Origin of the sequence: Pseudomonas quebecensis (assembly GCF_026410085.1) — a bacterium.
In the GTDB taxonomy this organism is placed as follows: domain Bacteria; phylum Pseudomonadota; class Gammaproteobacteria; order Pseudomonadales; family Pseudomonadaceae; genus Aquipseudomonas; species Aquipseudomonas quebecensis.
Map to the genome: position 1 here is coordinate 214,585 of NZ_CP112866.1, position 25,517 is coordinate 240,101.

Below are 25,517 nucleotides of genomic sequence, written 5' to 3' on the forward strand. Positions count from 1 at the left end.
TGGGGCTGCTGATGTGCCGAACCTTATCCATGAGCGACATGGCCCACTCTGATCCCGACGCGCAAGCCCCGTGGTATGGGGGCTGGTCGCGATAAGTATGTGAATGTCGCAGATAGGTAAATGGGCGGTTCTCGCGTTACGCAGAATCGCCACCATAAGGCCGACGTCGGCGGTGGAGAACAACATGTCCAATAATTTCCTGAATCCGGTAACCACCCAGACCTGGGCCAATGGTCGGCACATCGTCCGTTGCGTCAAAGTCATCCAGGAAACCTGGGATGTGCGCACCTTTTGTTTCATGGCCGACCAGCCGATCCTGTTCTTTTTCAAGCCGGGGCAGTTCGTGACCCTGGAGCTGGAAATCGAAGGCCAGCCGATCATGCGTTCGTACACCATCTCCAGCTCGCCGTCGGTGCCCTACAGCTTTTCGGTGACCATCAAGCGCGTGCCGGGCGGCAAGGTGTCCAACTGGCTGCACGACACGTTGCATGAAGGCCAGGAGCTGGCAGTGCATGGGCCGGTCGGGCTGTTCAACGCCATCGATTACCCGAGCCCGAAGGTGCTGTACCTCAGCGGAGGTGTGGGTATTACGCCGGTGATGTCGATGGCGCGCTGGTTCTACGACACCAACGCCAATGTCGACATGACGTTTGTCCACAGCGCCCGCTCGCCCAAAGACATCATTTATCACCGCGAGCTGGAGCACATGGCATCGCGGATCGACAACTTCAGCCTGCACCTGATCTGCGAGAAGCATGGCCTGGGCGAGCCCTGGGCCGGGTATCGCGGCTACCTGAACCACAAGATGCTTGAGTTGATGGTGCCAGACTTCCTCGAGCGCGAAGTGTTCTGCTGCGGCCCCACACCGTACATGAGCGCGGTGAAACGCCTGCTGGAGGCGGCCGGTTTCGACATGACGCGCTACCACGAGGAGTCTTTCGGCGCCACGCCACCCGAAGCGCGGGCCGACGCCGTGGAGCAAGCTGAACAAGCTGCCGACGCGCCGGAAGTTGACCTGGCGGATCTGCACCAGGTGGAGTTCATCGCCTCGGGCAAAAGCATCCGCGTGGCGCCGGGCGAAACCGTGCACGCGGCCGCCGCCAAGCTTGGCCTGATGATCCCCAAGGCCTGCGGCATGGGTATCTGCGGTACGTGCAAGGTGATGAAGCTGGGCGGGGAAGTAGAGATGGAGCACAACGGCGGGATTACCGAGGAAGACGAGGCCGAAGGCTACATCCTGTCGTGCTGCAGCGTGCCGAAGGGTGATGTGCGTATCGAGTTCTGACGATAGATCGTTCCCACGCTCCACGTGGGAATGCAGCCCGTGACGCTCTGCGTCACAAGATGCACAAGGTTCGAGCCTTGCGTGCTTGGCGGGACGCGGAGCGTCCGGGGAGGCATTCCCACGCTGAGCGTGGGAATGGTCAGAAGGTTACTGGGCGTAGAGGTGGACTACGAAGTGCTGACCTGATGCTGTCAATTCATAGACTTTGTCATAGATCCTCAACGTCCTCGACGGCTCGCGGATGGTGTCGCCGATTTGGGCGGTCTTTCTGAACTCATCCCAGTCGATCACCGTGGTGCTGACACTGCCGTCGCTTTTGAGCATATTGCCGTTGCTTTGATATTCCATGATCAAACCTCTTCTGGATTTCCGTTTCCAGCCGATTGTCGGCGGGCGGTTGTGCCCGAAAGCTCGGCCGCTGCAGCGACCGTTTCCTTGCGGGTTCCAAGAGGCTAGCCAATGAAACCCCAGCGCGCTGCTGTCGGAAATACCAGATAACAGACTCGGCATTGCGCCAGTATTCGCCAGGCTCAGGCGTTCATCACTTCCCTGATATCCGCAGCCAGTTCTCTTACGCGTTCCTCTTCGGTATCCCACGCACACATAAAGCGCGCCCCACCTTTGCCGATGAAGGTGTAGAAGCGCCAGCCTTTTCCCGTCAGTGCGGCGATGGCGGGTTCCGAAAGCTGCAGGAACACGCCATTGGCCTGCACGGGGAACATCAGTTCGACGCCGGGAATATCGGCCACCAGGCTGCTCAGCAGTTGCGCGCAATGGTTGGCGTGGCGTGCGTGCTTGAGCCAGGCGTCGTTTTCCAGCAGGCCCACCCAGGGGGCGGACAAGAAGCGCATTTTCGAGGCCAACTGACCCGCCTGTTTGCAGCGGTAATCGAAGTCTTCGGCGAGCTTGTGGTTGAAGAACAGGATCGCTTCACCCACAGCCATGCCGTTCTTGGTGCCGCCAAAGCACAACACGTCCACCCCGGCTTTCCAGGTCAGATCGGCCGGCGAGCAGCCGAGGAACGCACAGGCGTTGGCGAAGCGCGCGCCATCCATGTGCAGGTTCAGACCCAGTTCCTTGCAGGTGGCGCTGATGGCGCGGATTTCTTCGGGGGTGTACACGCTGCCGACTTCAGTGGCCTGGGTCAGGGTGACCACACGCGGTTTGGGGTAGTGGATGTCCTGTCGCTTGAGGGCGATCTCGCGGATCGATTCCGGGGTCAGCTTGCCGTTTTCGGTACGTGCGGTGAGCAGCTTGGAGCCGTTGGAGAAAAACTCCGGCGCGCCGCATTCATCGGTTTCGACGTGGGCGGTTTCCGAGCAGATCACGCTATGGTAGCTCTGGCACAAAGACGACAGCGCCAGTGAGTTGGCGGCGGTGCCGTTGAAGGCGAAGAACACTTCGCAGTCGGTTTCGAACAGGTTGCGGAAACCGTCGGCGGCGCGGTGGGTCCATTCATCATCGCCATAGGCGCGCTGGTGGCCGTGATTGGCTTGTTCCATGGCGGCCCAGGCTTCCGGGCAGATGCCGGAATAGTTGTCACTGGCGAATTGTTGGCTCTTGTCGGTCATGGCCCGTTCCTGTGGTCGATGTTGGTGCGCACTGTAACCAAGATTGTTGGGCGCGCGCACGCTCTGTAAATGCAAAGTCATTGGGGATTTATGCACAGCGCTCACGCCTTGCCTGTCGGACCCGTCCGAGACGGCGCCCTGGACCTGCTCAAGTGGCTGGCGCTGCTGAGCATGGTGCTCGACCACCTGCGTTATGTCGGTTTGAGCCTGGATGGCCTGTATGTGCCGGGGCGTCTGGCGTTTCCGTGGTTTTGCCTGGCGATTGCGGCGAACCTGCATCGGGTCCGAAACGCGCCGGTAAGCGGTCAATGGCGCTACCTGGGGTGGTTGCTGCTGTTCAGTGTGATCAGCGAAGTGCCGTATCGCTTGTTTATCGAGGATGCCGATACGTTGAACGTGCTACCCACCCTCGCACTGGGCCTGCTGGTTGCACGAGGATGGCAGCAGAAGACCACCATTGATCGAGGATTGGCGCTGATTGCCCTTGCCTTGGCGGCGGTGTTCTCCAGTCAGCTGATGTTCGGTTTTTTTGGCGTATTGCTGCCGCTGGCGATGTTGCTGGTGTTTCGCCTGCCCTGGTATTTCAGTGTGTTGCCAGGATTGGTCTGCGTGGCCGCCAATCAATGGCAGATCCTGCTCAATAGCGGCACAGCGGTGGCGCTGTTGGGGTTGGTCGCGTGCCTGATTGCGCCATGGGCGGGCTTAGTCTTATTGCGACATGCCCACCGCACCTCGCCGCCAGCAATGCGCCGCTGGGCCTACGCCCTGTATCCCATGCACTTCCTCCTGCTGCTGCTCCTGCGCCACATCATTGCCTAACCCCCTCCCACATTTACTCCGTGTTGTTTGAACAATGTCGTAAACGCACCTTTGCGTGGCGTGCGCAGGCATTTGACCTGTCTGCACCAGCCCTACCATCGCATCAAAGGGCCCTGCGAGGGCCTTAACAAGACGAAAGGCTGGGAGAGACGCGATGTTCAGCAAACAAGACCAGATCCAGGGATATGACGACGCACTGCTGGCCTCGATGAATGCCGAGGAGCAGCGCCAGGAAGATCATATCGAGCTGATCGCGTCAGAGAACTACACCAGCAAGCGTGTGATGCAAGCACAAGGCAGCGGCCTCACCAACAAGTACGCCGAAGGCTACCCAGGCAAGCGCTACTACGGCGGCTGCGAGCATGTGGATAAAGTCGAGGCCCTGGCCATCGAACGCGCCAAGCAACTGTTCGGCGCCGATTACGCCAACGTACAGCCGCACTCCGGTTCGTCCGCCAACAGCGCGGTGTACCTGGCGCTGATCAATGCCGGCGACACCATCCTCGGCATGAGCCTGGCCCACGGCGGTCACTTGACCCACGGCGCCAAGGTGTCGTCCTCGGGCAAGCTGTACAACGCGGTGCAGTACGGCATCAATACCGACACCGGCCTGATCGACTACGACGAAGTCGAGCGCCTGGCGGTGGAACACAAGCCGAAGATGGTGGTGGCCGGTTTCTCCGCCTACTCCAAGACCCTGGATTTCCCACGCTTCCGTCAGATCGCCGACAAAGTAGGCGCACTGCTGTTCGTCGACATGGCCCACGTCGCCGGCCTGGTCGCCGCCGGGTTGTACCCGAACCCGCTGCCGTACGCCGATGTGGTCACCACCACCACCCACAAGACCCTGCGCGGTCCGCGTGGCGGCCTGATCCTGGCCAAGGCCAACGAAGAGATCGAGAAGAAACTCAACGCCGCCGTCTTCCCCGGTGCCCAGGGCGGCCCGCTGATGCACGTCATCGCCGGCAAAGCCGTGTGCTTCAAGGAAGCGCTGGAGCCCGGCTTCAAGGCCTATCAGCAGCAAGTGATCGACAACGCCCAGGCCATGGCCAGCGTGTTTATCAAGCGCGGCTACGATGTAGTGTCCGGCGGCACCGACAACCACCTGTTCCTGGTCAGCCTGATCCGTCAGGGCCTGACCGGCAAAGAGGCGGATGCCGCTCTCGGTCGCGCCCACATCACCGTCAACAAGAACGCGGTGCCGAATGACCCGCAGTCGCCGTTCGTGACCTCGGGCCTGCGCATCGGCACCCCGGCGGTGACCACGCGTGGTTTCAAAGTGCCGCAGTGCATCGAGCTGGCCGGCTGGATCTGCGACATCCTCGACAACCTCGGCGACGCCGATGTCGAGGCCAACGTGGCCAAGCACGTGTCTGCCCTGTGCGCTGATTTCCCGGTTTATCGCTGAGCGCGGTTTTGGAGTAATGACTATGCAACGCTACTCGGGCTTCGGCCTCTTCAAGCACTCACTCAGCCACCACGAAAACTGGCAGAAGATGTGGCGCACGCCGACCCCGAAAAAGGTCTACGACGTGGTCATCGTCGGCGGCGGCGGGCATGGTCTGGCGACTGCCTACTACCTGGCCAAAGAGCACGGCATCACCAACGTGGCCGTGGTTGAAAAAGGCTGGCTGGGCGGCGGTAACACCGCGCGCAACACCACCATCGTGCGTTCCAACTACCTGTGGGACGAGTCGGCGCACCTGTACGAACACGCGATGAAACTGTGGGAAGGCCTGTCCCAGGACCTGAACTACAACGTGATGTTCTCCCAGCGTGGCGTCTACAACCTGTGCCACACCCTGCAGGACATCCGTGACTCCGAGCGTCGCGTCAGCGCCAACCGTCTCAACGGTGTGGACGGCGAACTGCTCAACGCCAAGCAGGTTGCGGACGAAATTCCGTACCTGGATTGCTCGAAAAACACCCGCTACCCGGTGCTCGGCGCCACCGTGCAACGGCGCGGCGGCGTGGCCCGTCACGATGCCGTGGCCTGGGGCTTTGCCCGCGCCGCCGACGCACTTGGCGTGGACTTGATCCAGCAGACCGAAGTGATCGGCTTCCGTAAGGAAAATGGCGTGTGCATCGGTGTGGAAACCAACAAGGGCTTTATCGGCGCCAAGCGCGTCGGTGTAGTGACTGCCGGTAACTCCGGTCACATGGCTTCGCTCGCCGGTTTCCGCCTGCCGATCGAATCCCACCCACTGCAAGCACTGGTGTCGGAGCCGATCAAGCCGATTATCGACAGTGTGATCATGTCCAACGCCGTGCACGGTTACATCAGCCAGTCCGACAAGGGCGACCTGGTGATCGGCGCCGGTATCGACGGCTACAACGGCTACGGCCAGCGTGGTTCGTACCCGGTGATCGAGCACACCATCCAGGCCATCGTCGAGATGTTCCCGGTGCTGTCGCGCGTGCGCATGAACCGCCAGTGGGGCGGCATCGTCGACACCACGCCGGATGCGTGCCCGATCATCTCCAAGACCCCGGTACCGAACATGTTCTTCAACTGCGGTTGGGGCACCGGTGGCTTCAAGGCCACGCCGGGCTCAGGCAACGTATTTGCCGCGAGCCTCGCCAAGGGTGAAATGCACCCGTTGGCCGCACCTTTCTCCATCGACCGTTTCCACAACGGTGCGTTGATCGACGAACACGGCGCCGCGGCCGTCGCCCACTAACAGGAGAAATTCCCTATGTTGCATATCTTCTGTCCTCACTGTGGCGAACTGCGCTCCGAAGAGGAATTCCATGCATCCGGCCAAGCGCACATCCCGCGCCCGCTGGACCCGAATGCCTGCACCGACGCAGAGTGGGGCGACTACATGTTCTTCCGCGACAACCCGCGTGGCCTGCACCACGAACTGTGGATTCACGCCGCCGGTTGCCGCCAGTACTTCAACGCGACCCGCGACACCGTGACCTACGAAATTCTTGAAACCTACAAGATCGGTGAGAAGCCTCAGTTCACCGCCAAGGCCTCTGGAGAGAAGGTATGAGCCAGATCAATCGCCTGTCCAACGGTGGCCGGATCGACCGTAATAAAGTCCTGACCTTCAGCTTCAACGGCCAGAGCTACAAAGGCTTCGAGGGCGACACCCTGGCCGCTGCTTTGCTGGCCAACGGCGTCGATATCATCGGCCGCAGCTTCAAGTACTCGCGTCCACGGGGTATCTACGCCGCCGGCGCCGAAGAGCCGAACGCCGTGCTGCAGATCGGCGCTACCGAGGCCACGCAAATCCCTAACGTGCGCGCTACGCAACAGGCGCTGTACCAAGGGTTGGTTGCCACCAGCACCAACGGCTGGCCGAGCGTCAACAACGACATGATGGGCATCCTCGGCAAGGTCGGCGGCAAGCTGATGCCACCGGGCTTCTACTACAAAACCTTCATGTACCCGCAATCGTTCTGGATGACCTACGAGAAGTACATCCGCAAGGCTGCCGGCCTTGGTCGCTCGCCGACCGAGAACGATCCGGACACCTACGACAACTTCAACCGACACTGCGACGTGCTGGTGGTCGGCGCCGGCCCTGCGGGTCTCGCCGCCGCACTGGCGGCGGCGCGCAGCGGTGCCCGCGTGATCCTGGCCGATGAGCAGGAAGAGTTCGGTGGTTCGCTGCTCGATTCGCGCGAAAGCCTGGACGGCAAACCGGCCACTGAATGGGTGGCCAGCGTTATTGCCGAATTGAAAGCCCTGCCGGACGTGGTGCTGCTGCCCCGCGCCACCGTCAACGGCTACCACGACCATAACTTCCTGACCATTCACGAGCGCCTGACCGACCACCTCGGTGACCGCGCGCCCATCGGCGTGGTGCGTCAGCGTATCCACCGTGTACGTGCCAAGCGCGTGGTGCTGGCCACCGGTGCGTGCGAGCGTCCGCTGGTGTACGGCAACAACGACGTGCCGGGCAACATGCTCGCTGGTGCGGTTTCCACCTACGTGCGCCGCTACGGTGTGGCGCCAGGTAAAAAACTGGTGCTGTCGACCAACAACGACCACGCCTACCGCGTTGCATTGGACTGGCTGGATGCGGGCCTGCAAGTGGTGGCGGTCGCTGATGTGCGCCACAACCCACGCGGCGCGCTGGTGGAGGAAGCCCGCGCCAAAGGTATTCGCATCCTCACCGGCAGCGCTGTAGTCGAAGCCCGTGGCACCAAGCGCGTGACCGCTGCGCGTGTCGCCGCGATTGACGTCAAGGCGCATAAAGTCACCAGCCCCGGCGAGTGGCTGGACTGCGACCTGGTGGCCAGCTCCGGCGGCTACAGCCCGGTGGTTCACCTGGCCTCGCACCTGGGCGGCAAGCCGACCTGGCGTGAAGACATTCTCGGTTTTGTACCGGGCGAAGCGCCGCAGAAACGCGTGTGCGTCGGTGGTATCAACGGCGTCTACGGCCTCGGCGATTCCCTGGCCGATGGTTTTGAAGGCGGCGTGCGCGCCGCCAGCGAAGCCGGTTTTGCCCCGGTGGAAGGCACCCTGCCAAAGGCCTTGAGCCGTCTGGAAGAGCCAACACTGGCCGTTTACCAAGTGCCGCACGACAAGCCGACCGCACGGGCGCCGAAGCAATTCGTCGACCTGCAGAACGACGTCACCGCTGCCGCCATCGAACTGGCCACCCGCGAAGGCTTCGAGTCGGTCGAGCACGTCAAGCGCTACACCGCGCTGGGCTTTGGCACCGACCAGGGCAAGCTGGGTAACGTCAACGGCCTGGCGATTGCCGCGCGCTCGCTGAATGTGACCATCCCGCAGATGGGCACCACCATGTTCCGTCCCAACTACACGCCGGTGACCTTCGGCGCCGTAGCGGGCCGGCACTGTGGGCATATCTTCGAACCGGTGCGCTACACCGCGCTGCACGCCTGGCACGTGAAGAACGGCGCCGAGTTTGAAGACGTCGGCCAGTGGAAACGCCCGTGGTACTTCCCGCGCAACGGTGAAGACCTGCACGCTGCGGTGAAGCGCGAATGCCTAGCCGTGCGCGACAGCGTCGGCCTGCTGGATGCGTCCACCCTCGGCAAGATCGACATTCAAGGCCCGGATGCCCGTGAGTTCCTCAACCGCATCTACACCAACGCCTGGACCAAGCTTGACGTGGGCAAGGCGCGCTACGGCCTGATGTGCAAGGAAGACGGCATGGTCTTCGACGACGGTGTGACCGCGTGCCTGGCTGACAACCACTTCCTGATGACCACCACCACCGGCGGCGCCGCCCGCGTACTGCAGTGGCTGGAAATCTACCAACAGACCGAATGGCCGGACCTCAAGGTGTACTTCACCTCGGTCACTGACCATTGGGCAACCATGACCCTGTCCGGCCCCAACAGCCGCAAGCTGCTGGCGGAAGTCACCGACATCGACCTGGACAAGGACGGCTTCCCGTTCATGACCTGGAAAGAAGGGTTGGTGGGCGGCGTACCGGCGCGGGTGTTCCGTATCTCGTTTACCGGTGAGCTGTCGTATGAGGTCAACGTGCAGGCCGACTACGCCATGGGCGTACTGGAACAGATCGTCGCCGCTGGCAAGAAGTACAACCTGACCCCGTACGGCACCGAGACCATGCACGTACTGCGGGCCGAGAAGGGCTTCATCATCGTCGGCCAGGACACCGACGGCTCGATGACCCCCGACGACCTGAACATGGGCTGGTGCGTTGGCCGTACCAAGCCGTTCTCGTGGATCGGCTGGCGCGGGATGAACCGTGAAGACTGCGTGCGTGAAGAGCGCAAGCAACTGGTGGGCCTCAAGCCGATCGATCCGAAGGTATGGCTGCCGGAAGGCGCGCAACTGGTGCTCGATCCGAAGCAGACGATCCCGATGAAGATGGTCGGTCACGTCACCTCAAGTTATGCGCACAACTCCCTGGGTTATTCGTTTGCCATGGGCGTGGTGAAAGGCGGCTTGAAGCGCATCGGCGAACGGGTGTTCTCGCCTCAGGCCGATGGCAGCGTGATCGAAGCGGAGATTGTGTCTTCGGTGTTCTTTGACCCGAAAGGCGATCGCCAGAACATTTGACACCTGATCGTTCCCACGCTCCGCGTGGGAATGCATCCCGGGACGCTCTGCGTCCCAAGAGCGGACGCAGAGCGTCCAAAGCGGCATTCCCACGCAGAGCCTGGGAACGATCAATTTAAGACACAGGTGCTTTATGACAGCAGCCAATGTTTACCAACAACGCCCCACCTCCGGCGCCAAGGCCGAGTCGTCGCTGCACCATGCCGACCTCGTCAGCCTGGTCGGCAAGGGTCGCAAGAACGCCGGCGTGACCGTGCGTGAAAAGAAACTGCTCGGCCATCTCACGATCCGTGGTGACGGCCATGACGCGGCCTTTGCCGCCGGCGTGCACAAGGCTCTGGGCATCGAATTGCCGGGCGCCCTGCAGGTGATCGTCAAAGGCGAAACCAGCCTGCAATGGCTCGGCCCGGATGAATGGTTGCTGATCGTGCCGAGCGGTGAAGAGTTCGCCGCCGAGCAGAACCTGCGTGCCGCTCTGGCTGATTTGCATATCCAGATCGTCAATGTCAGCGGCGGCCAGCAGATCCTTGAACTGAGCGGCCCGAACGTACGCGACGTGCTGATGAAGTCCACCAGCTACGACGTCCACCCCAACAACTTCCCGGTGGGCAAGGCGGTGGGCACGGTGTTCGCCAAGTCCCAACTGGTGATCCGCCATATCGCTGAAGACACCTGGGAACTGGTGATTCGTCGCAGTTTTTCGGATTACTGGTGGTTGTGGTTGCAGGATGCCTCGGCCGAGTTCGGTCTGAGCGTCGTCGCATGATCGTTCCCACGCTCCGCGTGGGAATGCCGCCATGGACGCTCTGCGTCCGCTTTTGGGACGTGGAACGTCCCGGTATGCATTCCCACGCAGAGCGTGGGAACGATCAGCCTGAGGAGTGACTCATGAGCCGCGCACCCGATACATGGATTTTGACCGCCGACTGCCCCAGCGTGCTCGGCACGGTGGACGCGGTCACCCGCTACCTGTTCGAGCAGGGCTGCTACGTCACCGAGCACCATTCGTTCGATGACCGCCTCTCGGGCCGGTTTTTCATTCGCGTTGAATTCCGTCAGCCCGGCGATTTCGACGAGCAGGCTTTCCGCGATGGCCTGGCCACGCGCGGTAAAGCCTTTGGCATGATCTTCGAGCTGACGGCACCGAACTACCGGCCAAAAGTGGTGATCATGGTCTCCAAGGCCGATCACTGCCTCAACGACCTGCTGTACCGCCAGCGCATCGGCCAACTGTCGATGGACGTGGTGGCGGTGGTGTCCAACCACCCCGATCTCAAGCCATTGGCCGACTGGCATCAGATTCCCTACTACCATTTCCCCCTCGACCCCAACGACAAACCGTCCCAGGAGCGTCAGGTGTGGCAAGTGGTGGAAGACACCGGCGCTGAACTGGTGATTCTTGCGCGTTATATGCAAGTGCTGTCGCCGGAGCTGTGCCGCAAGCTCGATGGCAAGGCCATCAACATTCACCACTCGTTGTTGCCGGGGTTCAAGGGTGCCAAGCCGTATCACCAGGCGTACAACAAGGGCGTCAAACTGGTGGGCGCCACGGCGCATTACATCAACAACGACCTGGACGAAGGCCCGATCATCGCCCAGGGCGTGGAGGTGGTGGATCACAGCCACTATCCCGAGGACTTGATTGCCAAGGGGCGCGATATTGAAGGGCTGACGCTGGCCCGGGCCGTTGGGTATCACATCGAAAAACGTGTGTTCTTGAACGCTAACAGGACGGTCGTTCTTTAGTGGCAAGTTGCAAGCTTCAAGCCGCAGGAAAAAGCGGCACTGCACACTTCTTGCGGCGGGTAGCTTGCCGCTTGAAGCTCGCTCCACTCTCTCAACAACGATAAATATAGAGGTGACTGACATGTCTGGTAATCGTGGTGTCGTGTATCTCGGCAACGGCAAGGTCGAAGTACAGAAAATCGACTATCCCAAAATGCAGGACCCCCGTGGCAGGAAGATTGAGCACGGCGTCATCCTGCGCGTGGTCTCCACCAACATCTGCGGCTCCGACCAACACATGGTGCGCGGCCGTACCACTGCCCAGACCGGTCTGGTGCTCGGTCACGAAATCACCGGTGAAGTGATCGAGAAGGGCAGCGACGTCGAAAACCTGAAGATCGGCGACCTGGTTTCCGTACCTTTCAACGTAGCGTGCGGCCGCTGCCGTTCGTGCAAAGAGCAACACACCGGGGTGTGCCTCACCGTTAACCCGGCCCGTGCCGGTGGCGCCTACGGCTATGTCGACATGGGCGACTGGACCGGCGGCCAGGCCGAATACGTGCTGGTGCCGTATGCCGACTTCAACCTGCTCAAACTGCCGGATCGCGACAAGGCCATGGAGAAAATCCGTGACCTGACCTGCCTCTCCGACATTCTGCCGACGGGCTACCACGGCGCCGTCACGGCTGGTGTTGGCCCTGGCAGCACCGTCTATATCGCCGGTGCCGGCCCGGTCGGCCTGGCCGCTGCTGCCTCTGCGCGGCTGTTGGGCGCGGCGGTGGTGATCATCGGCGATGTGAACTCCATCCGCCTGGCCCACGCCAAGGCCCAGGGTTTTGAAATCGTCGACCTGTCCACCGATACGCCGTTGCATGAACAGATCGCCGCGCTGCTCGGCGAGCCGGAAGTGGACTGCGCCGTCGACTGCGTGGGTTTTGAAGCACGCGGCCACGGCCATGACGGCGTCAAGGCCGAAGCCCCGGCCACGGTGCTCAACTCACTGATGGGCGTGGTGCGCGTGGCCGGCAAAATCGGTATCCCTGGCCTGTACGTCACCGAAGATCCAGGTGCCGTGGATGCCGCCGCGAAAATGGGCAGCCTGAGCATTCGTTTCGGCCTGGGCTGGGCCAAGTCTCACAGCTTCCACACCGGCCAGACCCCGGTGATGAAGTACAACCGCCAACTGATGCAGGCGATCATGTGGGACCGCATCAACATCGCCGAAATCGTCGGCGTGCAGGTGATCAGCCTGGACGACGCGCCACGTGGGTACGGCGAGTTCGATGCGGGCGTGCCGAAGAAGTTTGTGATTGATCCGCACAAGTTGTTCAGCGCGGCGTAAGGCCCAATCACACGAAGACCCGAATGTGGGAGGGGGCAAGCCTCTCCCACATCGGGTTGTGGTATTTGGGATATCAGCGGTTGGCCAGGGCGCCCTGATAGACGGTGGGGCCGGTGGGTTGCTTGCTCACCGAACCGCCTTTGGTCTCCGAACTCACCATCAACTCCACCGGTTTGCTGATGGACGCTTGCTGACGTGGGTTCAGGCCAATGATGCCTTTGCCGTCCTCCGGCAACAGGCCCAGGGAGATCGGGGTGCCGTCTTTGGGGATCGCCCACAGTTCCAGGCTCTTATCCGGCTCCGCCGCGGCGGCGGCGATGGGTTGCACTTCAAGGTAATCCTTGTGCGCCATGATCTGCGCGGCCGGCTGCTGGGTGGTGGTCACCAGGGTGGCGGCGGATTTGACGCTGTCGTGGGTGTAGATCGCGCCGCCGATGCCGGCAACCACCACGACACAGGCGCCGACGAACAGGCGAGGGCGGCTCCAGAATGCAGGCTTGTGCTCAATCACTGGGGGTTGGATCGCAGTCATAAGTCTCTTCCTGACAAATTTTGTAGTCAGTTCATGGACCCGCTTTGGCTGGATCGGTTCCTCCCAGGGCTTGGAACAACCGACCGGTTACCCAGTCCAACGCCTGCTTTTGCCCTTATATCCCGAGGTTGGTCCAATGAAGATTTCACGCGGTTTCGCCCTTTCCTGCCTGATGACGCTGGCTGCCGGGCCCGCATTCGCCGCAGGCTTCAGCCTGGGCGACGCGGCCAATGCGATTTCCGGTATGCAGGGTGGCAACAACAAAGCCGCCGCTGCCGCACCGTCGTCCGAGACGGCCGACCTGCTGAGCGCGTTGACCTCGCAACTGAACGTCACGCCGGAGCAAGCCATCGGCGGCACCGGCGCCATGCTTGGCCTGGCGCGCAACCAGTTGAGCGGCAAAGACTACTCACAGTTGGGCCAGAGCGTGCCCGGGCTTGACCAGTTGTCGGGCAACAATGCTCTGGGCAGCCTCGGAGCCTTGAGCGGGATGCTCGGCCAGACCGGCGGCAGCAAGACCAGCGGCCTCGACGGCCTCTTGGGTAGCGTGAAGAACACCAACGACCTCAACACCGCGTTCAGCGCCCTGGGCATGGACAGCGGCATGGTCGGCCAGTTTGCCCCGGTGATCCTGCAGTTCCTGGGCAGCCAGGGCGCCAACAGCTCGGTGCTGGGCAAACTGGCTCAGGCCTGGGGTACCGGCAGCTGATTACCCCTGCGCGCGCAGGTGTTCGATGCGCGCGTCTTTCTCTTCCCAGAGCTGGTTGACCCAGCTCTGTACGGTCTGGCGAAACGCCGGATCGTTCTCGTAATCTCCCTGCCACAACGCCGGGTCCAGCTCGCGGGTCTGGATATCGATGATCACCTTCGGCACCGCGCCGCTGATCAAGTCCCAGAACCCCGGAGTGTGCTGCGACGGGTAGACCACGGTGACGTCGAGAACCGCATCCAGCTGTTCACCCATCGCCGCCAGCACAAACGCCACACCGCCCGCCTTGGGCTTGAGCAACCGCTTGAACGGTGACGCCTGCTGCGCGTGCTTGGCCTGGCTGAAGCGCGTGCCTTCCAGGTAATTGACCACCGTTACCGGCTGGCGCTTGAACAGCTCACAGGCCTGTTTGGTGATCTTCAAGTCCTGGCCCGCCAGCTCCGGGTGCCTGGCCAGGAACGCCTTGGTGTAGCGCTTCATGAACGGGTAATCCAGCGCCCACCAGGCCAGCCCCAGGAAGGGCACCCAGATCAGCTCTTTTTTCAGGAAGAACTTGAAGAACGGCGTACGCCGGTTGAGGGCCTGGACCAGCGCCGGGATGTCCACCCAGGACTGGTGGTTGCCGATGACCAGGTACGACGTGTCGCTGCGCAAATCCTCCCCGCCACGAATGTCCCACTGCGTTGGAATGCACAGGGCGAAGATCAGCTTGTCGATCTCGGCCCAGGTCTCGGCGATCCACATCACCGCCCAGGACATGTAGTCCCGATAACGACCGGGCGCCACCAGCTTGAGCAGGGCAAACACCATCAGCGGCCCGATCAGGACCAACGTATTGAGTAACAGCAGCAATGTAACCAGACAGCCGGTGAGCAGGCGGCGCATAAGCAACTCTTGGCAGGGTGTGGGCGGGCCATGATAAGCAGCTTGAGTCTAGAGGCCAAATCACAAAACGCCGGGGGATCTAACTAAGTAGCGCTTATGCGGTCTAGAATCCGCCTACTTCTTTTCCAAGGAATCACTTCGTGAAACTGCTCCTTGCCTCCCTCGCCCTGGTTGCCCTGCCGGTCATGGCCGCCGAACCGACCCTTTACGGTCGCTACGAATACATCCAGTTGCCGGAGATCGGCGAAACCTTCAAGGCCAAGATGGACACCGGCGCGCTGACCGCCTCGCTGTCGGCCCGTGACATCCAGACCTTTACCCGCGATGGCGACGACTGGGTGCGCTTCCGCCTCGGCGGCACGGGCGCATCCGACAAGGTCTACGAACACAAAGTCTCGCGCATCAGCAAGATCAAGAGCCGTGCCGACGAAGATGACGACAAGGACGAAGCCACCGTGGCCAAACGCCCGGTCATCGACCTGGAAATGTGCCTGGGCAACGTCAAGCGCACCGTCGAGGTCAACCTCACCGACCGCAGCAGTTTCAATTACCCGCTGCTGATCGGTGCCAAGGCCCTGCGTGAATTCGGCGCTGCGGTAAATCCGGCCCGTCGGTACACTGCTGACAAACCGGACTGCTGACGGACCGCCATGCCCCACATCCTGATTGTCGAAGACGAAGCCGCGATTGCCGACACGTTGATATTCGCCCTGCAAGGCGAGGGCTTCGGCACTACTTGGCTGAGCCTGGGCCAGGCGGCGCTGGAGCATCAACGCAAGACGCCGGCCGACCTGATCATTCTCGACATCGGTCTGCCGGATATCAGTGGCTTTGAGACCTGCAAGCAGTTGCGCCGTTTCAGCGAAGTGCCTGTCATGTTCCTCAGTGCCCGCGACGGCGAGATCGACCGCGTGGTGGGGCTGGAGATCGGCGCCGACGATTACGTGGTCAAGCCGTTCAGCCCAAGGGAAGTGGCGGCGCGGGTCAAGGCGATCCTCAAGCGCGTCGGCCCCGGCGTGGCGCCGGCGTTGTTCCAGGTGGACCTGGAGCGCATGCAGATCGCCTATCGCGGTCAGCCCTTGAGCCTGACGCGCCATGAATTTCGTCTGCTGCAGAGCCTGCTGGAACAACCTGAGCGGGTGTTCAGCCGCGAACAGCTGCTGGACGCCGTGGGCGTGCCCGCCGATGCCGGCTACGAGCGCAACATCGACAGCCATATCAAAAGCCTGCGCAGCAAACTGCGCGGCGTTGCCGCCGAAGCCGAACCGATCCAGACCCATCGCGGCCTCGGCTACAGCTACAGTCCGAGCCACGGCTGATGCGCCTGGGGCTGCGGATTTTCCTGGTGTACGCGCTGTTTATCGGCCTGACCGGCTATTTCGTGCTCAGCACCGTAATGAAGGAAATCCGCCCCGGCGTGCGCCAGTCCACCGAAGAAACCCTGGTGGACACTGCCAACCTGTTGGCCGAGATCCTGCGCGATGATGTGAAAAATGGCACCCTCGGCCAAAGCCACTGGCCCGAATTGCTCAAGGCCTACGGCAACCGCCAGCCGGGCGCGACCATTTGGGGGTTGCCGAAAAACCAGGTCAACCACCGTATCTACGTGACCGACGCCAACGGCACCGTGCTGCTCGATTCCAGCGGCGTGGCGGTGGGCCAGGACTATTCGAAATGGAACGACGTTTACCTGACCCTGCGTGGCGAATACGGCGCGCGCTCCACCCGCAGCAACCCGGAGGACGCCACCTCGTCGGTGATGCACGTGGGCGCGCCGATCCGCGATAACGGCCAGATCATCGGCGTGGTCACCGTGGCCAAGCCGAACAGCTCGTTGCAGCCTTACGTCGACCGTACCGAGCGGCGCCTGCTGTGGTACGGCGCCGGCCTGGTGACCCTTGGTTTGCTGTTGGGCGCCTTGTTGTCGTGGTGGTTAAGCGTTGCGTTAAGACGACTGACCGCCTATGCCGAAGCGGTCAGCGAGGGCCGGCGTGCCGAGTTGCCGCATTACCGCGGCGGCGAGTTGAAGCAGTTATCCACCGCGGTGGAGCACATGCGCACGCAGTTGGAGGGCAAGGCCTACGTCGAACATTATGTGCACACCCTGACCCACGAGCTGAAAAGCCCGCTGGCGGCCATTCGCGGCGCGGCGGAGCTGTTGCAGGGCGATATGAGCCGTGAGCAGCAGCAGCGCTTCGTCGGCAATATCGACAGCGAAAGCGCGCGCTTGCAGCAGTTGATCGAACGCCTGCTCAACCTGGCGCAGGTGGAGCAGCGCCAGGGGTTGGAAGAACAGTTGAGTATCCCGCTGGCGGCCCTGGTAGACGATGTGCTCAATGCCCAATGTGCGCGCATCGAAGGCGCCGGGTTACACGTCGAACAAGCGATTGCGGCGGATGTGAAAGTGTTTGGCGAACCCTTCCTGTTGCGTCAGGCGTTGGGCAATCTGCTGGACAACGCCCTGGATTTCACCCCGCCGGGTGGCACGTTGCGCTTCAGTGCGAGCAGCCGGCACAACGATGTGCAGGTGAGCCTGTTCAACCAGGCCGCGCCGATTCCCGACTATGCCTTGCCCCGCTTGAGTGAGCGGTTCTATTCATTGCCGCGTCCGGTCAGTGGGCGCAAGAGCACGGGCCTGGGTTTGAACTTCGTCGAGGAGGTGATGAAGCTGCACGGTGGCGCCCTGCAGATCGGCAACACGTCGGGCGGCGTGCAGGTGGTGCTGCATCTCCACACAGTCTCCACAATGCCCACATAAAACACCCACGCACGCGGCTCACGCTCTGCCCATCAAAACAGGGAGAGCCCCATGAACCGCAGCCTGCTTTTCAAACTTGGCGCCATTGCGCTACTGATCCTGCTGTTGCTGATTCCGTTGTTGATGATCAACGGCATCATCAGTGACCGCCAGCAACTGCGCGACGGTGTCGTGATGGACATCGCCCGCAGCTCCAGCTACGCCCAGCGCCTGACCGGGCCGGTGATGGTGGTGCCGTATCGCAAGACCGTGCGTGAGTGGAAGCTCAACGAGAAGCTCAACAAGCGCTACGAGGAAACCCGTGAAGAGCGCGGCCGCTTGTATTTCCTGCCGGACCGTTTTGAACTCGATGGCAAGGTGCAGACCGAGTTGCGCGCGCGGGGTATTTACCAGGCGCGGCTGTTCCATGCCGACACCCGTATCAGCGGGCGTTTTGAGCTGCCTGCGCAGTTGGGCATCACCGAACACTTTGAGGATTACCGTTTTGAGCCGGCTTTTCTGGCGGTGGGTATCAGCGATATTCGCGGCATCGAAAATGCGCTGAAGCTGGAGCTGGGCAGCCAGCGCCTGGAATTCGAACCAGGCTCACAAGTGGACTGGCTGGGGGAGGGCGTGCATGTGGCGCTACCGGAACAGGACAGCAAAAAGCCGGCGATGGTGGACTTCGCCTTCGACCTGCGCCTGCAAGGCACCGAACAACTGCAAGTGGTGCCGGTGGGCAAGACCAGTCAGGTTTCCCTCGCGTCCAACTGGCCGCACCCCAGCTTTATCGGCAACTTCCTGCCGGCCCAGCGTGACATCACCGACAAAGGCTTCACCGCCAGCTGGCAAACCTCGTTCTTCTCCACCAACCTCGAACAGGCCCTGCAAGCCTGCCTGGATCGCCAGGGCTGTGAGGACTTCAACAACCGCAGCTTCGGCGTGAACTTCATCGATCCGGTGGACCAGTACCTCAAGAGCGACCGTGCGATCAAATATGCGCTGCTGTTCATCGCCCTGACCTTTGCCGGCTTCTTCCTGTTCGAAGTGCTCAAGAGCCTGGCGGTGCACCCGATTCAATATGCCTTGGTGGGCGTGGCGCTGGCGTTCTTTTATCTGCTGCTGTTGTCGCTGTCCGAGCACCTGGGGTTTGCCCTGGCGTACCTGATTTCCGCAAGCGCATGCGTGATGTTGATCGGTTTCTATGTGTGCCATGTGCTGCGAAGCGTCGCCCATGGCCTGGGGTTCTCAGCGGGGCTCGCGGCGTTGTATGGCTTGTTGTATGGGCTGCTGAGTGCGGAGGATTACGCACTGCTGATGGGCTCGCTGCTGCTGTTCGGCCTGCTCGGGACGGTGATGGTGCTGACGCGCAACCTGGACTGGTACGGCGTGGGCAAGCGCAAGGCGACCGAGCCGCTGCAGTTTGATCTGGAGGCGGTGCAATGATCGGCTTGCGCGAGGATCGACAAGTAGGGGCGCAGTTAGCCACAAGGATCGCCACATTCCTTGCTGTCACCACCGTCCAAGGTGGGGGTGGGCTTGCCCGCGATAGCGGTGGTTCACAAACAGATGTACTGAATGACATACCGCAGTCGCGGGCAAGCCCGCTCCCACATCGGGTCGGTGTGCAGGTCAGGCCGGCGGCTGGGTTTCCAGCATCGAAGGCCGCTGGCTGACGTCGGCGTACCAGGCGGCAAGCTGCGGGTTGTCCACGCGCCATTGCATATCCGGATGGCGAAAATCCAGATAGCCCAAGGCACAGGCCACGCTGATCGCGGCGATGTCGAAATGGCTGGCCAATTCGGCGATGGCATTCTGTTCCAGCTCGGCGAGGGTGCGGCGGATTTTGTTGCGCTGTTCGTCGAGCCACTGATCCCAGTGTTTCTCCACCGGGCGCAGGGCGGTTTCATAGCGCACCAGCACGGCGGCATCCAGGATGCCGTCGGCCATCGAGGCCAGGGTCAGGCGACGCCAGCGCGCCGAGCCGTCGCGGGGGATCAGCGGGTTGCCGACGTGCTGGTGGTCGAAGTAATCGAGGATCACCCGGCTGTCGTGCAGCACGCTGCCATCGGCCAGGCGCAGGGCCGGGATCTTGCCCACGGGATTGCCGTCGACCAACTGCGCATCGGGGTTGACCGGCGTCGGCATGCAGGCGTGCAGGGCCACGCGGTCCTGCTGGCCGGTTTCGAGCAGCAGCACGCGGACTTTGCGTACGAACGGCGATGCAGGGTTGTGGAACAAGGTCATGTTGGGCGTGGACATGGGCATTCCTCTGGATTGACTGTGGCTAGCCTAGAGGGTCGCGCGGTGGCTGGCGAGGGGCAGGTTGAGGGCCTCATCGGGGGCAAGCCCCCCCACACTTTGAATGTGTTCACAAATCAAAAATGTGGGAGGGGGCTTGCCCCCGATGAGGCCCTCAGCCACGACGCTTGAACAACCCCCAACTACCAATGGCCGCCGGTATGCCCAACCCCACCCAGCTCAACGAATCCCATAGCCCATCCCCCAGCAACGCCGCAAACAACCCCGCGGCGCTGAGCACGCCAATCCCCAGCGGAATGCCAAATACCTTCCAGAAACTCGACTGGCGTGGCCTCATGCCTTGCCCGCCCTGCGCTTGGCGATCCACAAGTAGATCCCGCTGATCAGCACGACGATGGTCAGCCCGTCCAACAGCGCCCACAGGACTTTCATCGGCATGCCGCCATAGTCGCCAAAGTGCAGCGGCTGGGACAGGCCCATGGCGTCCATGTACCAGGGCCGCTCGGCGATGGCCGTGACCTGCAGGGTGCTGGCGTCGATCAGCACCGGGGTGAGCAGGTGCGAGGTCAGGTGGGTGCTGCCTTTCATGAACACCGCGTAGTGATGCTCGCTGGAAAAGCGCGTACCGGGGAAGGCGATAAAGTCCGGCTGCATGCCGGGTGCGGCGCGTGCGGCGATGTTCAGCAACTCGCTGGCCGGGGCGCGTGAGGTCAGCGGCGGCGCGTCCTTGTACGGTTCGATCAGGGCCGTCAGGCTGTCCTGGCGCCAGGCGGCGATGATCAGGTCGGCGCAGGCGCTGATCACGCCGGTCACGCCCACCACCAGCGCCCAGGTCAACGTGACTACGCCGATCAGATTATGCAGGTCGAGCCAGCGCAGGCGAGTGGTTTTGTCCCGGCGCACGCTGGCGAATTTCAGACGACGCATGAACGGCAGGTACAGCACCGTGCCGGAAATGATCGCCAGCACAAACAGCACGCCCATGAACGCCAGCAGCAGCTTGCCCGGCAGACCGGCGAACATATCCACATGCAGGCGCAGCAAAAACAAGGTGAAACCGCCATTGGCCGAGGGCATCTCCAGCGCTTCGCCGGTGCGTGCATCGAGCATGAAGGTGTGGGACGCGTTCGGCTCCGTGCCGGCGGTGGCGGCCATAATCGCGATCACACCGTTCGGGTCGTCTTCATCCCAGGCCAGGTATTGCAGGGCCTCTGCGGGGCGATGGGCCAGGGCCTTGTTCGCCAGTTGTTCCAGGTTCAATCGCGGCGTATCGGCCGGCATCTGCTGGAGCTGGGGTTCGTTGCCCAGCAGATGGTCGATCTCATGGTGAAACACCAGCGGCAGGCCGGTGAGGGCGAGCAGCAGCAGGAACACCGTGCAGATCAGGCTGGTCCAGGTGTGGACGAAGGACCAGCGTCGGATGGTTGTGCTTTTCATGCTTCAGCCTGCTGCCTGTGCGCCGATCACCATTGGTACGTGGCGCTGGCGACGACGCTGCGCTGGTCGCCGAAGTAGCAGTAAAAGCCATCGCAGGTCGAAATGTAGTCTTTGTCGAACAGGTTGGTGGCGTTCAATTTTACCGATGCGCCTTTGAGGCTGTTATCCAGGCGACCCAGGTCGTAATGCACTGCGGCATCGAACACCGTGTAGGCGTCGGCCTTGCCAAGCCAGGTATTGCCTTGGTCACCGTAAGTGTTGCCGGTGTAGCGCGCACCAAAGCCAACGCCGAAACCGTCGAGTACACCGGTATGCCAGGTGTAGTCCGTCCATAGGGAGGCTTGCTGGTTTGGCATCAGTTGCAGACGATTGCCTTTGTAGTCACCTTTTTGCACTTCGGATTTTGCCAGGGTGTAGGAGGCGATGACTTTGAGGTTTTCAGTCACATCTGACACTGCCTCCAATTCCAGGCCTTTTACTTTCACTTCACCGGACTGGTTAGTGACGGGGATACTGCCTGCCGTGGTTGTGGTCACCAGCACATTTTTCTGGGTCAGGTCGTAAATGGCGGCAGTCAGCAGCGTGTTCGAACCCGCAGGCTGGTATTTGATACCCAGTTCCCATTGTTTGCCTTCGGTGGGTTTATACGACTCAGTGGCGGAGACGCTGGCATTACTCGCAGGCTGAAAGGACTCGGCGTAGGAGATGTAGGGTACAAAGCCGGAGTCAAACACATAGCTGAGTGCCGCATTGCCACTGAAATGCTTAATGCGGTCGGTATTGGTCGCGTCGTTCTGGTTGAAATATGTGGTGCCTTGATGCACCCAGTCTTCACGGCCGCCCACGGTCAGGCGCCATTTATCCAGTGCCAATTGATCCTGGATATAGAGACCCGTCTGCACGGTTTTCTGGTTGTAGTCGTAATACGCACCCGAACGTGCGGGGCGCACGATAGGCTGGCCGTATATTGGATTGTTGACGTTAGTCTTCAGCCCGTCGCCGTAAATCGACAGGTAGGAGGTGTCGGTGCGTTGGTGATCCAGGCCCAGCAGAAGGGTATGAGTGAGGTCGCCAGTGCTGAAGTCGGCCTGAAAGTTATTGTCGAGGGCCAATTGGCCGATATTTTCATCCACATTGGTCGAGGTGCGGCCCACGTCGCCATTGGCCTCTACCTGCGTGAACGGATAGGCACCTACGGTCAGCGTCTGGAACGACAACTCGGATTTGGTATAGCGCAGGTTCTGCTTGAACTGCCACGTATCGTTAAAGCGATGCTCGAAGGCATAGCCCAGCGCGTAATAGGTGCGGTCGTAGAACTCATAGTCCGGATCGCCGAGGTTCTTGTGGTGAGACACCTCCCCCAGCGGCGATTTGATCTTGGTGCCCTGGATCGGCAGGAACTGGCTGGTGGCGCCGGTATCGTCGCGGGTGAACTGCGACAGCAAGGTCAGCCGGGTGTCGGGGTCGATGTTCCAGGTCAGGCTGGGTGCGATGTTGTAGCGCTTGTTGTCGATGTGATCGACCTGGGTGCCGGAGTCGCGCACCACGCCGCTCAGGCCGTAGAGAAACTGGCCATCGTCGTCGATCTTGCCGGTGCTGGAGAAGTTGATCTGGCGGTGGTTGTCGCTGCCGTACTGCACTTGCACCGCATGGCTGGTCTGCTCGCTGGGACGGCTGCTGACCATGTCCAGCAGGCCACCCGGCGGGGTCTGGCCGTACACCGACGAGGCCGGCCCGCGCAGCAGGGCCAGGCGGTCGAGGTTCCAGGTCTCGGCTTTTGGGTTGGCATACACGCCGCGTGGCAGGGGCAGGCCGTCGAGGAATTGGGTGGGTTCGAAGCCGCGTACCCGCATCCAGTCGTAGCGTGTGTCGCTGCCGTAGCTGGCGGACACGATGCCGGGCATGTATTTGACCGCATCATCGAGGGTGTGAACGCTGCGGTCCTGCATTTGCTGGCGGGTGGCGACGGAGATCGAGCGTGGCGCTTCCACCAGGGCGGTGTCGGTCTTGGTGCCGGCGGCGGTGCGTGTCGCCAGGTAGCCTTGGGCCGGGCCCCAGGCACTTTCATAGCTGCCTTGCCCGGTGATGTTGGTTTCCGGCAATGCCACCACGCCGTCCGGAATCGCCACCAGGGTAAACGTCCCGGCGCTGCTCTGTTCCAACTGCAATCCCGTGCCGCGCAGGGCCTGGCGCAGTGCGCTCTGGGCATCGAACTGGCCGTTTACGGGGGCGGAGGTTTTACCGGCGGCCAGGGCCGGGTCGAGGGTCAACGCCAGGCCGGCCTGGCTGGCGATCTGGTTGAGCGTGCTGGCCAAAGGCGCCGCCGGCAGGTTGTAGGCACGCACGCTGGAGGCCTGTTCGGCGGCCAACAGCTGAGGCGTAATCAGCGGTGTGCTGAGGGCAATGGCCACGGCCAACAGACTGGGGCGCAGCAGGGTATCTAGCGTGCGGGACATAAGGCGGCTCCTGAATGGAAGTAATTCGCAATTGCCTATGTGCCGAGCGAGATTCGAAAAGTGATAGGGCGAGATGAAAATATTTTTTGCCGGGGATTTCTCGGTGTGTTTGAAGGCCTATCGGGGGCAAGCCCCCTCCCACAGTTAATCGGGTTTTGTTCAGGTAAATGTGGGAGGGGCTCGCCCCCGATAGCCTCAGCCCAGGCATTAATGATGCCTAAGGCCTGGCACCCACCGTCACCCACCACGGCGTGCGCTGCCTGATCTGCACCGGCAATGTCGGCAGCAGCGCATTGAGCGCCAGTGTGGTGTCGTGCAGCGGGAAGCTGCCGGTGATGCGCAGGTCGGCCACGGTTTTATCCACACCCAGGTAACCGGGCCGGTAGCGGCTCAATTCCTCGATCACGTCGCCCAGGCGCGCGTTGTCCACCACCAGCATGCCGCGTGTCCACGCATCGGTGGCAGGGCTCACCGCCAGCAGTGGGCCGAGGCCGTCGCTGCGCATCAGCACCTGCTGGCCTTCTTTGAAGATCTGTTCCTGATGCAGTGCCTGCGGCTGCGCCGCCACGGCTGACTGCAGCACGCTCAGGCGCGTGGCGTCGTCTTCGCGCTTGACGATAAACCGCGTGCCCAGCGCCCGCAGGCGGCCGTCGCGGGTTTGCACGTAGAACGGGCGAGCGTCGTTGTGGCCGGTTTCGACGAGGATTTCACCGTCCTGCAACACGATCAATCGGCGCTTTTCATCGAAGCGCACGTCGATGGCGCTGTGCGTGTTGAGGTTGATCTGCGTGCCGTCCGACAGTTTCAGGGTGCGCTGCTCGCCGGTGGCGGTGCGTTGATCGGCCAGCCAGTAGTGGATCGGCACATAGCGCTCGCCCGCAAACAAAGCCAGGCCGCAGATGAGCGCGATGCTCGCCAGGCCGCTGCCGAGCTTGCGCACCCGTTGGCGAATGGCCTGGCGCGACTGCAACAGCGCCGCCCGCGCCGGGCCCGAGGCGACGCTGAAACGTTGGTCGAGCATGCCCAGCTGCCGCCAGGCGCGGGCGTGTTCTTCATCGCTGGCCAGCCATTTGCTGAACTCTTCCCGTTCCAGGGCACTGCCATCGCCCGAATCCAGGGACAACTGCCAGGCAATGGCGGCATCGAGCACGCGGGCCGAGACCGGTCGGGTGCCGATCGCACTCATGTCGGCTCGCCATACAGCGCGACGTAGCACTGGCGAATGCCCTGGGCCAGGTACTGGCGCACGCGCGGCACCGACACGCCGAGGCGCTGGGCGATCTGCGCATGGCCGAGACCGTCGAGGCGGCTGTAGAGAAACGCCGCGCGAGCCTTGCTCGACAGTGTGCCAAGCAGACGGTCGATGGCCTTGAGGTCTTCGAGGATCAGGTGCTGGGCTTCGGGTGAGGGGTGTTCGCTTTCCGGGATCAGCATCAACTCGGCCAGGTAAGCCTGCTCCAGCGCCGTGCGCCGGAAATAGTCGAACAGCAGGCCCTTGGCGATGGCCACCAGAAATGCCCTTGGCTCGCGCGGTTCCGGCAACGTGTCGCGACCCAGCAGGCGCATGAACGTGTCCTGGCTCAGGTCTTCGGCGCGGCTCGGGCAGGCCACGTTGCGCCGCAACCAGGCCAGCAGCCAGCCGCGATGGTCGCGATACAACGCACCAACCCGCTCACTGTGTGGGGTCTGGATCGACGACAAGGCATCACCGAATAAACAAGAGGTTTAAACTAACGAGAATTAT

The 25,517-nt window shown here is 62.0% G+C and carries 24 protein-coding genes; 14 read left to right on the plus strand and 10 right to left on the minus strand.

Going from position 1 to position 25,517, the window contains the following annotated elements:
• The first annotated feature begins 184 nt into the window (after positions 1-184).
• Positions 185-1,285 carry a glycine betaine monooxygenase reductase subunit gene (gene gbcB / locus OSC50_RS01025; protein ID WP_181080731.1) on the plus strand — a complete coding sequence of 367 codons (1,101 nt, stop codon included), beginning with the start codon at positions 185-187 and terminating at the stop codon, positions 1,283-1,285.
• A 147-nt stretch (positions 1,286-1,432) separates the two neighbouring features.
• Here gbcB and OSC50_RS01030 read toward each other — a convergent pair whose 3' ends face one another.
• Positions 1,433-1,633, minus strand: coding sequence for a hypothetical protein (locus OSC50_RS01030; protein WP_181080173.1), 201 nt, complete (start codon positions 1,631-1,633; stop codon positions 1,433-1,435).
• 182 nt (positions 1,634-1,815) lie between these two features.
• Positions 1,816-2,856 (minus strand): threonine aldolase family protein, encoded by a 1,041-nt coding sequence (locus OSC50_RS01035; protein WP_253509645.1) that lies wholly within the window; start codon positions 2,854-2,856, stop codon positions 1,816-1,818.
• Between the two features lie 90 nt (positions 2,857-2,946).
• Between OSC50_RS01035 and OSC50_RS01040 the strand changes: the two genes are divergently transcribed.
• The 8 genes from OSC50_RS01040 (at position 2,947) to fdhA (ending at position 12,755) form a co-directional block, all read left to right on the plus strand.
• On the plus strand, positions 2,947-3,675 hold the full coding sequence (locus OSC50_RS01040; protein WP_253509644.1) for a TraX family protein: 729 nt from the start codon (positions 2,947-2,949) through the stop codon (positions 3,673-3,675).
• A 154-nt stretch (positions 3,676-3,829) separates the two neighbouring features.
• Complete coding sequence (gene glyA / locus OSC50_RS01045) at positions 3,830-5,083, plus strand: serine hydroxymethyltransferase (protein WP_266247157.1); 1,254 nt, start codon at positions 3,830-3,832, stop codon at positions 5,081-5,083.
• 22 nt (positions 5,084-5,105) lie between these two features.
• The gene (locus tag OSC50_RS01050) at positions 5,106-6,356 is read left to right on the plus strand and encodes a sarcosine oxidase subunit beta (protein WP_010207084.1); all 1,251 of its coding nucleotides are present in this window, start codon (positions 5,106-5,108) and stop codon (positions 6,354-6,356) included.
• Between the two features lie 15 nt (positions 6,357-6,371).
• Positions 6,372-6,674, plus strand: a complete 303-nt coding sequence (locus OSC50_RS01055) for a sarcosine oxidase subunit delta (RefSeq protein ID WP_065885450.1) — start codon at positions 6,372-6,374, stop codon at positions 6,672-6,674.
• Complete coding sequence (locus tag OSC50_RS01060) at positions 6,671-9,688, plus strand: sarcosine oxidase subunit alpha (protein WP_181080177.1); 3,018 nt, start codon at positions 6,671-6,673, stop codon at positions 9,686-9,688. The genes OSC50_RS01055 and OSC50_RS01060 overlap by 4 nt, the downstream gene beginning before the upstream one ends.
• 133 nt (positions 9,689-9,821) lie before the next feature.
• On the plus strand, positions 9,822-10,454 hold the full coding sequence (locus OSC50_RS01065; RefSeq protein WP_266247152.1) for a sarcosine oxidase subunit gamma: 633 nt from the start codon (positions 9,822-9,824) through the stop codon (positions 10,452-10,454).
• Positions 10,455-10,576: 122 nt separating this feature from the next.
• Positions 10,577-11,434 (plus strand): formyltetrahydrofolate deformylase, encoded by an 858-nt coding sequence (purU, locus tag OSC50_RS01070; RefSeq protein WP_253509643.1) that lies wholly within the window; start codon positions 10,577-10,579, stop codon positions 11,432-11,434.
• A 121-nt stretch (positions 11,435-11,555) separates the two neighbouring features.
• Positions 11,556-12,755 (plus strand): formaldehyde dehydrogenase, glutathione-independent, encoded by a 1,200-nt coding sequence (gene fdhA, locus OSC50_RS01075; protein WP_005792122.1) that lies wholly within the window; start codon positions 11,556-11,558, stop codon positions 12,753-12,755.
• A gap of 73 nt (positions 12,756-12,828) precedes the next feature.
• Here the strand turns inward: fdhA and OSC50_RS01080 are convergent, their stop codons facing one another.
• Positions 12,829-13,287 (minus strand): anti-sigma factor domain-containing protein, encoded by a 459-nt coding sequence (locus OSC50_RS01080; RefSeq protein WP_181080181.1) that lies wholly within the window; start codon positions 13,285-13,287, stop codon positions 12,829-12,831.
• 136 nt (positions 13,288-13,423) lie between these two features.
• Here OSC50_RS01080 and OSC50_RS01085 point away from each other — a divergent pair, with 136 nt between their 5' ends.
• On the plus strand, positions 13,424-13,996 hold the full coding sequence (locus OSC50_RS01085; RefSeq protein WP_266247147.1) for a DUF2780 domain-containing protein: 573 nt from the start codon (positions 13,424-13,426) through the stop codon (positions 13,994-13,996).
• Here the strand turns inward: OSC50_RS01085 and yihG are convergent, their stop codons facing one another.
• Positions 13,997-14,881 (minus strand): 1-acylglycerol-3-phosphate O-acyltransferase, YihG family, encoded by an 885-nt coding sequence (yihG, locus tag OSC50_RS01090; protein WP_181080183.1) that lies wholly within the window; start codon positions 14,879-14,881, stop codon positions 13,997-13,999. It lies immediately after the preceding gene.
• A 140-nt stretch (positions 14,882-15,021) separates the two neighbouring features.
• Here yihG and rloA2 point away from each other — a divergent pair, with 140 nt between their 5' ends.
• The 4 genes from rloA2 to creD are packed head-to-tail and all read left to right on the plus strand — an operon-like array spanning position 15,022 to position 19,064.
• Positions 15,022-15,522: a retropepsin-like aspartic peptidase RloA2 gene (gene rloA2, locus OSC50_RS01095; RefSeq protein WP_181080184.1), complete on the plus strand. Its 501-nt coding sequence runs from the start codon at positions 15,022-15,024 to the stop codon at positions 15,520-15,522.
• Positions 15,523-15,531: 9 nt separating this feature from the next.
• Positions 15,532-16,200 carry a two-component system response regulator CreB gene (creB, locus tag OSC50_RS01100; RefSeq protein ID WP_181080185.1) on the plus strand — a complete coding sequence of 223 codons (669 nt, stop codon included), beginning with the start codon at positions 15,532-15,534 and terminating at the stop codon, positions 16,198-16,200.
• Entirely contained in the window at positions 16,200-17,639 is a 1,440-nt protein-coding gene (gene creC, locus OSC50_RS01105; RefSeq protein ID WP_266247144.1) for a two-component system sensor histidine kinase CreC, read from the plus strand. Before creB ends, creC begins: the two co-directional genes overlap by 1 nt.
• Before the next feature lie 51 nt (positions 17,640-17,690).
• Positions 17,691-19,064 carry a cell envelope integrity protein CreD gene (gene creD, locus OSC50_RS01110; RefSeq protein ID WP_181080187.1) on the plus strand — a complete coding sequence of 458 codons (1,374 nt, stop codon included), beginning with the start codon at positions 17,691-17,693 and terminating at the stop codon, positions 19,062-19,064.
• Positions 19,065-19,250: 186 nt separating this feature from the next.
• Here the strand turns inward: creD and OSC50_RS01115 are convergent, their stop codons facing one another.
• From OSC50_RS01115 to OSC50_RS01140, 6 genes are all read right to left on the minus strand, one after another.
• Positions 19,251-19,880 carry a glutathione S-transferase N-terminal domain-containing protein gene (locus OSC50_RS01115; protein WP_181080188.1) on the minus strand — a complete coding sequence of 210 codons (630 nt, stop codon included), beginning with the start codon at positions 19,878-19,880 and terminating at the stop codon, positions 19,251-19,253.
• A 154-nt stretch (positions 19,881-20,034) separates the two neighbouring features.
• Complete coding sequence (locus OSC50_RS01120; RefSeq protein WP_181080189.1) at positions 20,035-20,217, minus strand: hypothetical protein; 183 nt, start codon at positions 20,215-20,217, stop codon at positions 20,035-20,037.
• Entirely contained in the window at positions 20,214-21,317 is a 1,104-nt protein-coding gene (locus tag OSC50_RS01125; protein ID WP_253509638.1) for a PepSY-associated TM helix domain-containing protein, read from the minus strand. Before OSC50_RS01125 ends, OSC50_RS01120 begins: the two co-directional genes overlap by 4 nt.
• A gap of 26 nt (positions 21,318-21,343) precedes the next feature.
• Positions 21,344-23,773, minus strand: coding sequence for a TonB-dependent siderophore receptor (locus OSC50_RS01130; RefSeq protein WP_266247140.1), 2,430 nt, complete (start codon positions 23,771-23,773; stop codon positions 21,344-21,346).
• Between the two features lie 217 nt (positions 23,774-23,990).
• Entirely contained in the window at positions 23,991-24,959 is a 969-nt protein-coding gene (locus OSC50_RS01135; RefSeq protein WP_266247138.1) for a FecR domain-containing protein, read from the minus strand.
• Entirely contained in the window at positions 24,956-25,474 is a 519-nt protein-coding gene (locus OSC50_RS01140) for an RNA polymerase sigma factor (RefSeq protein WP_266247136.1), read from the minus strand. Before OSC50_RS01140 ends, OSC50_RS01135 begins: the two co-directional genes overlap by 4 nt.
• Between the last annotated feature and the right edge of the window lie 43 nt (positions 25,475-25,517).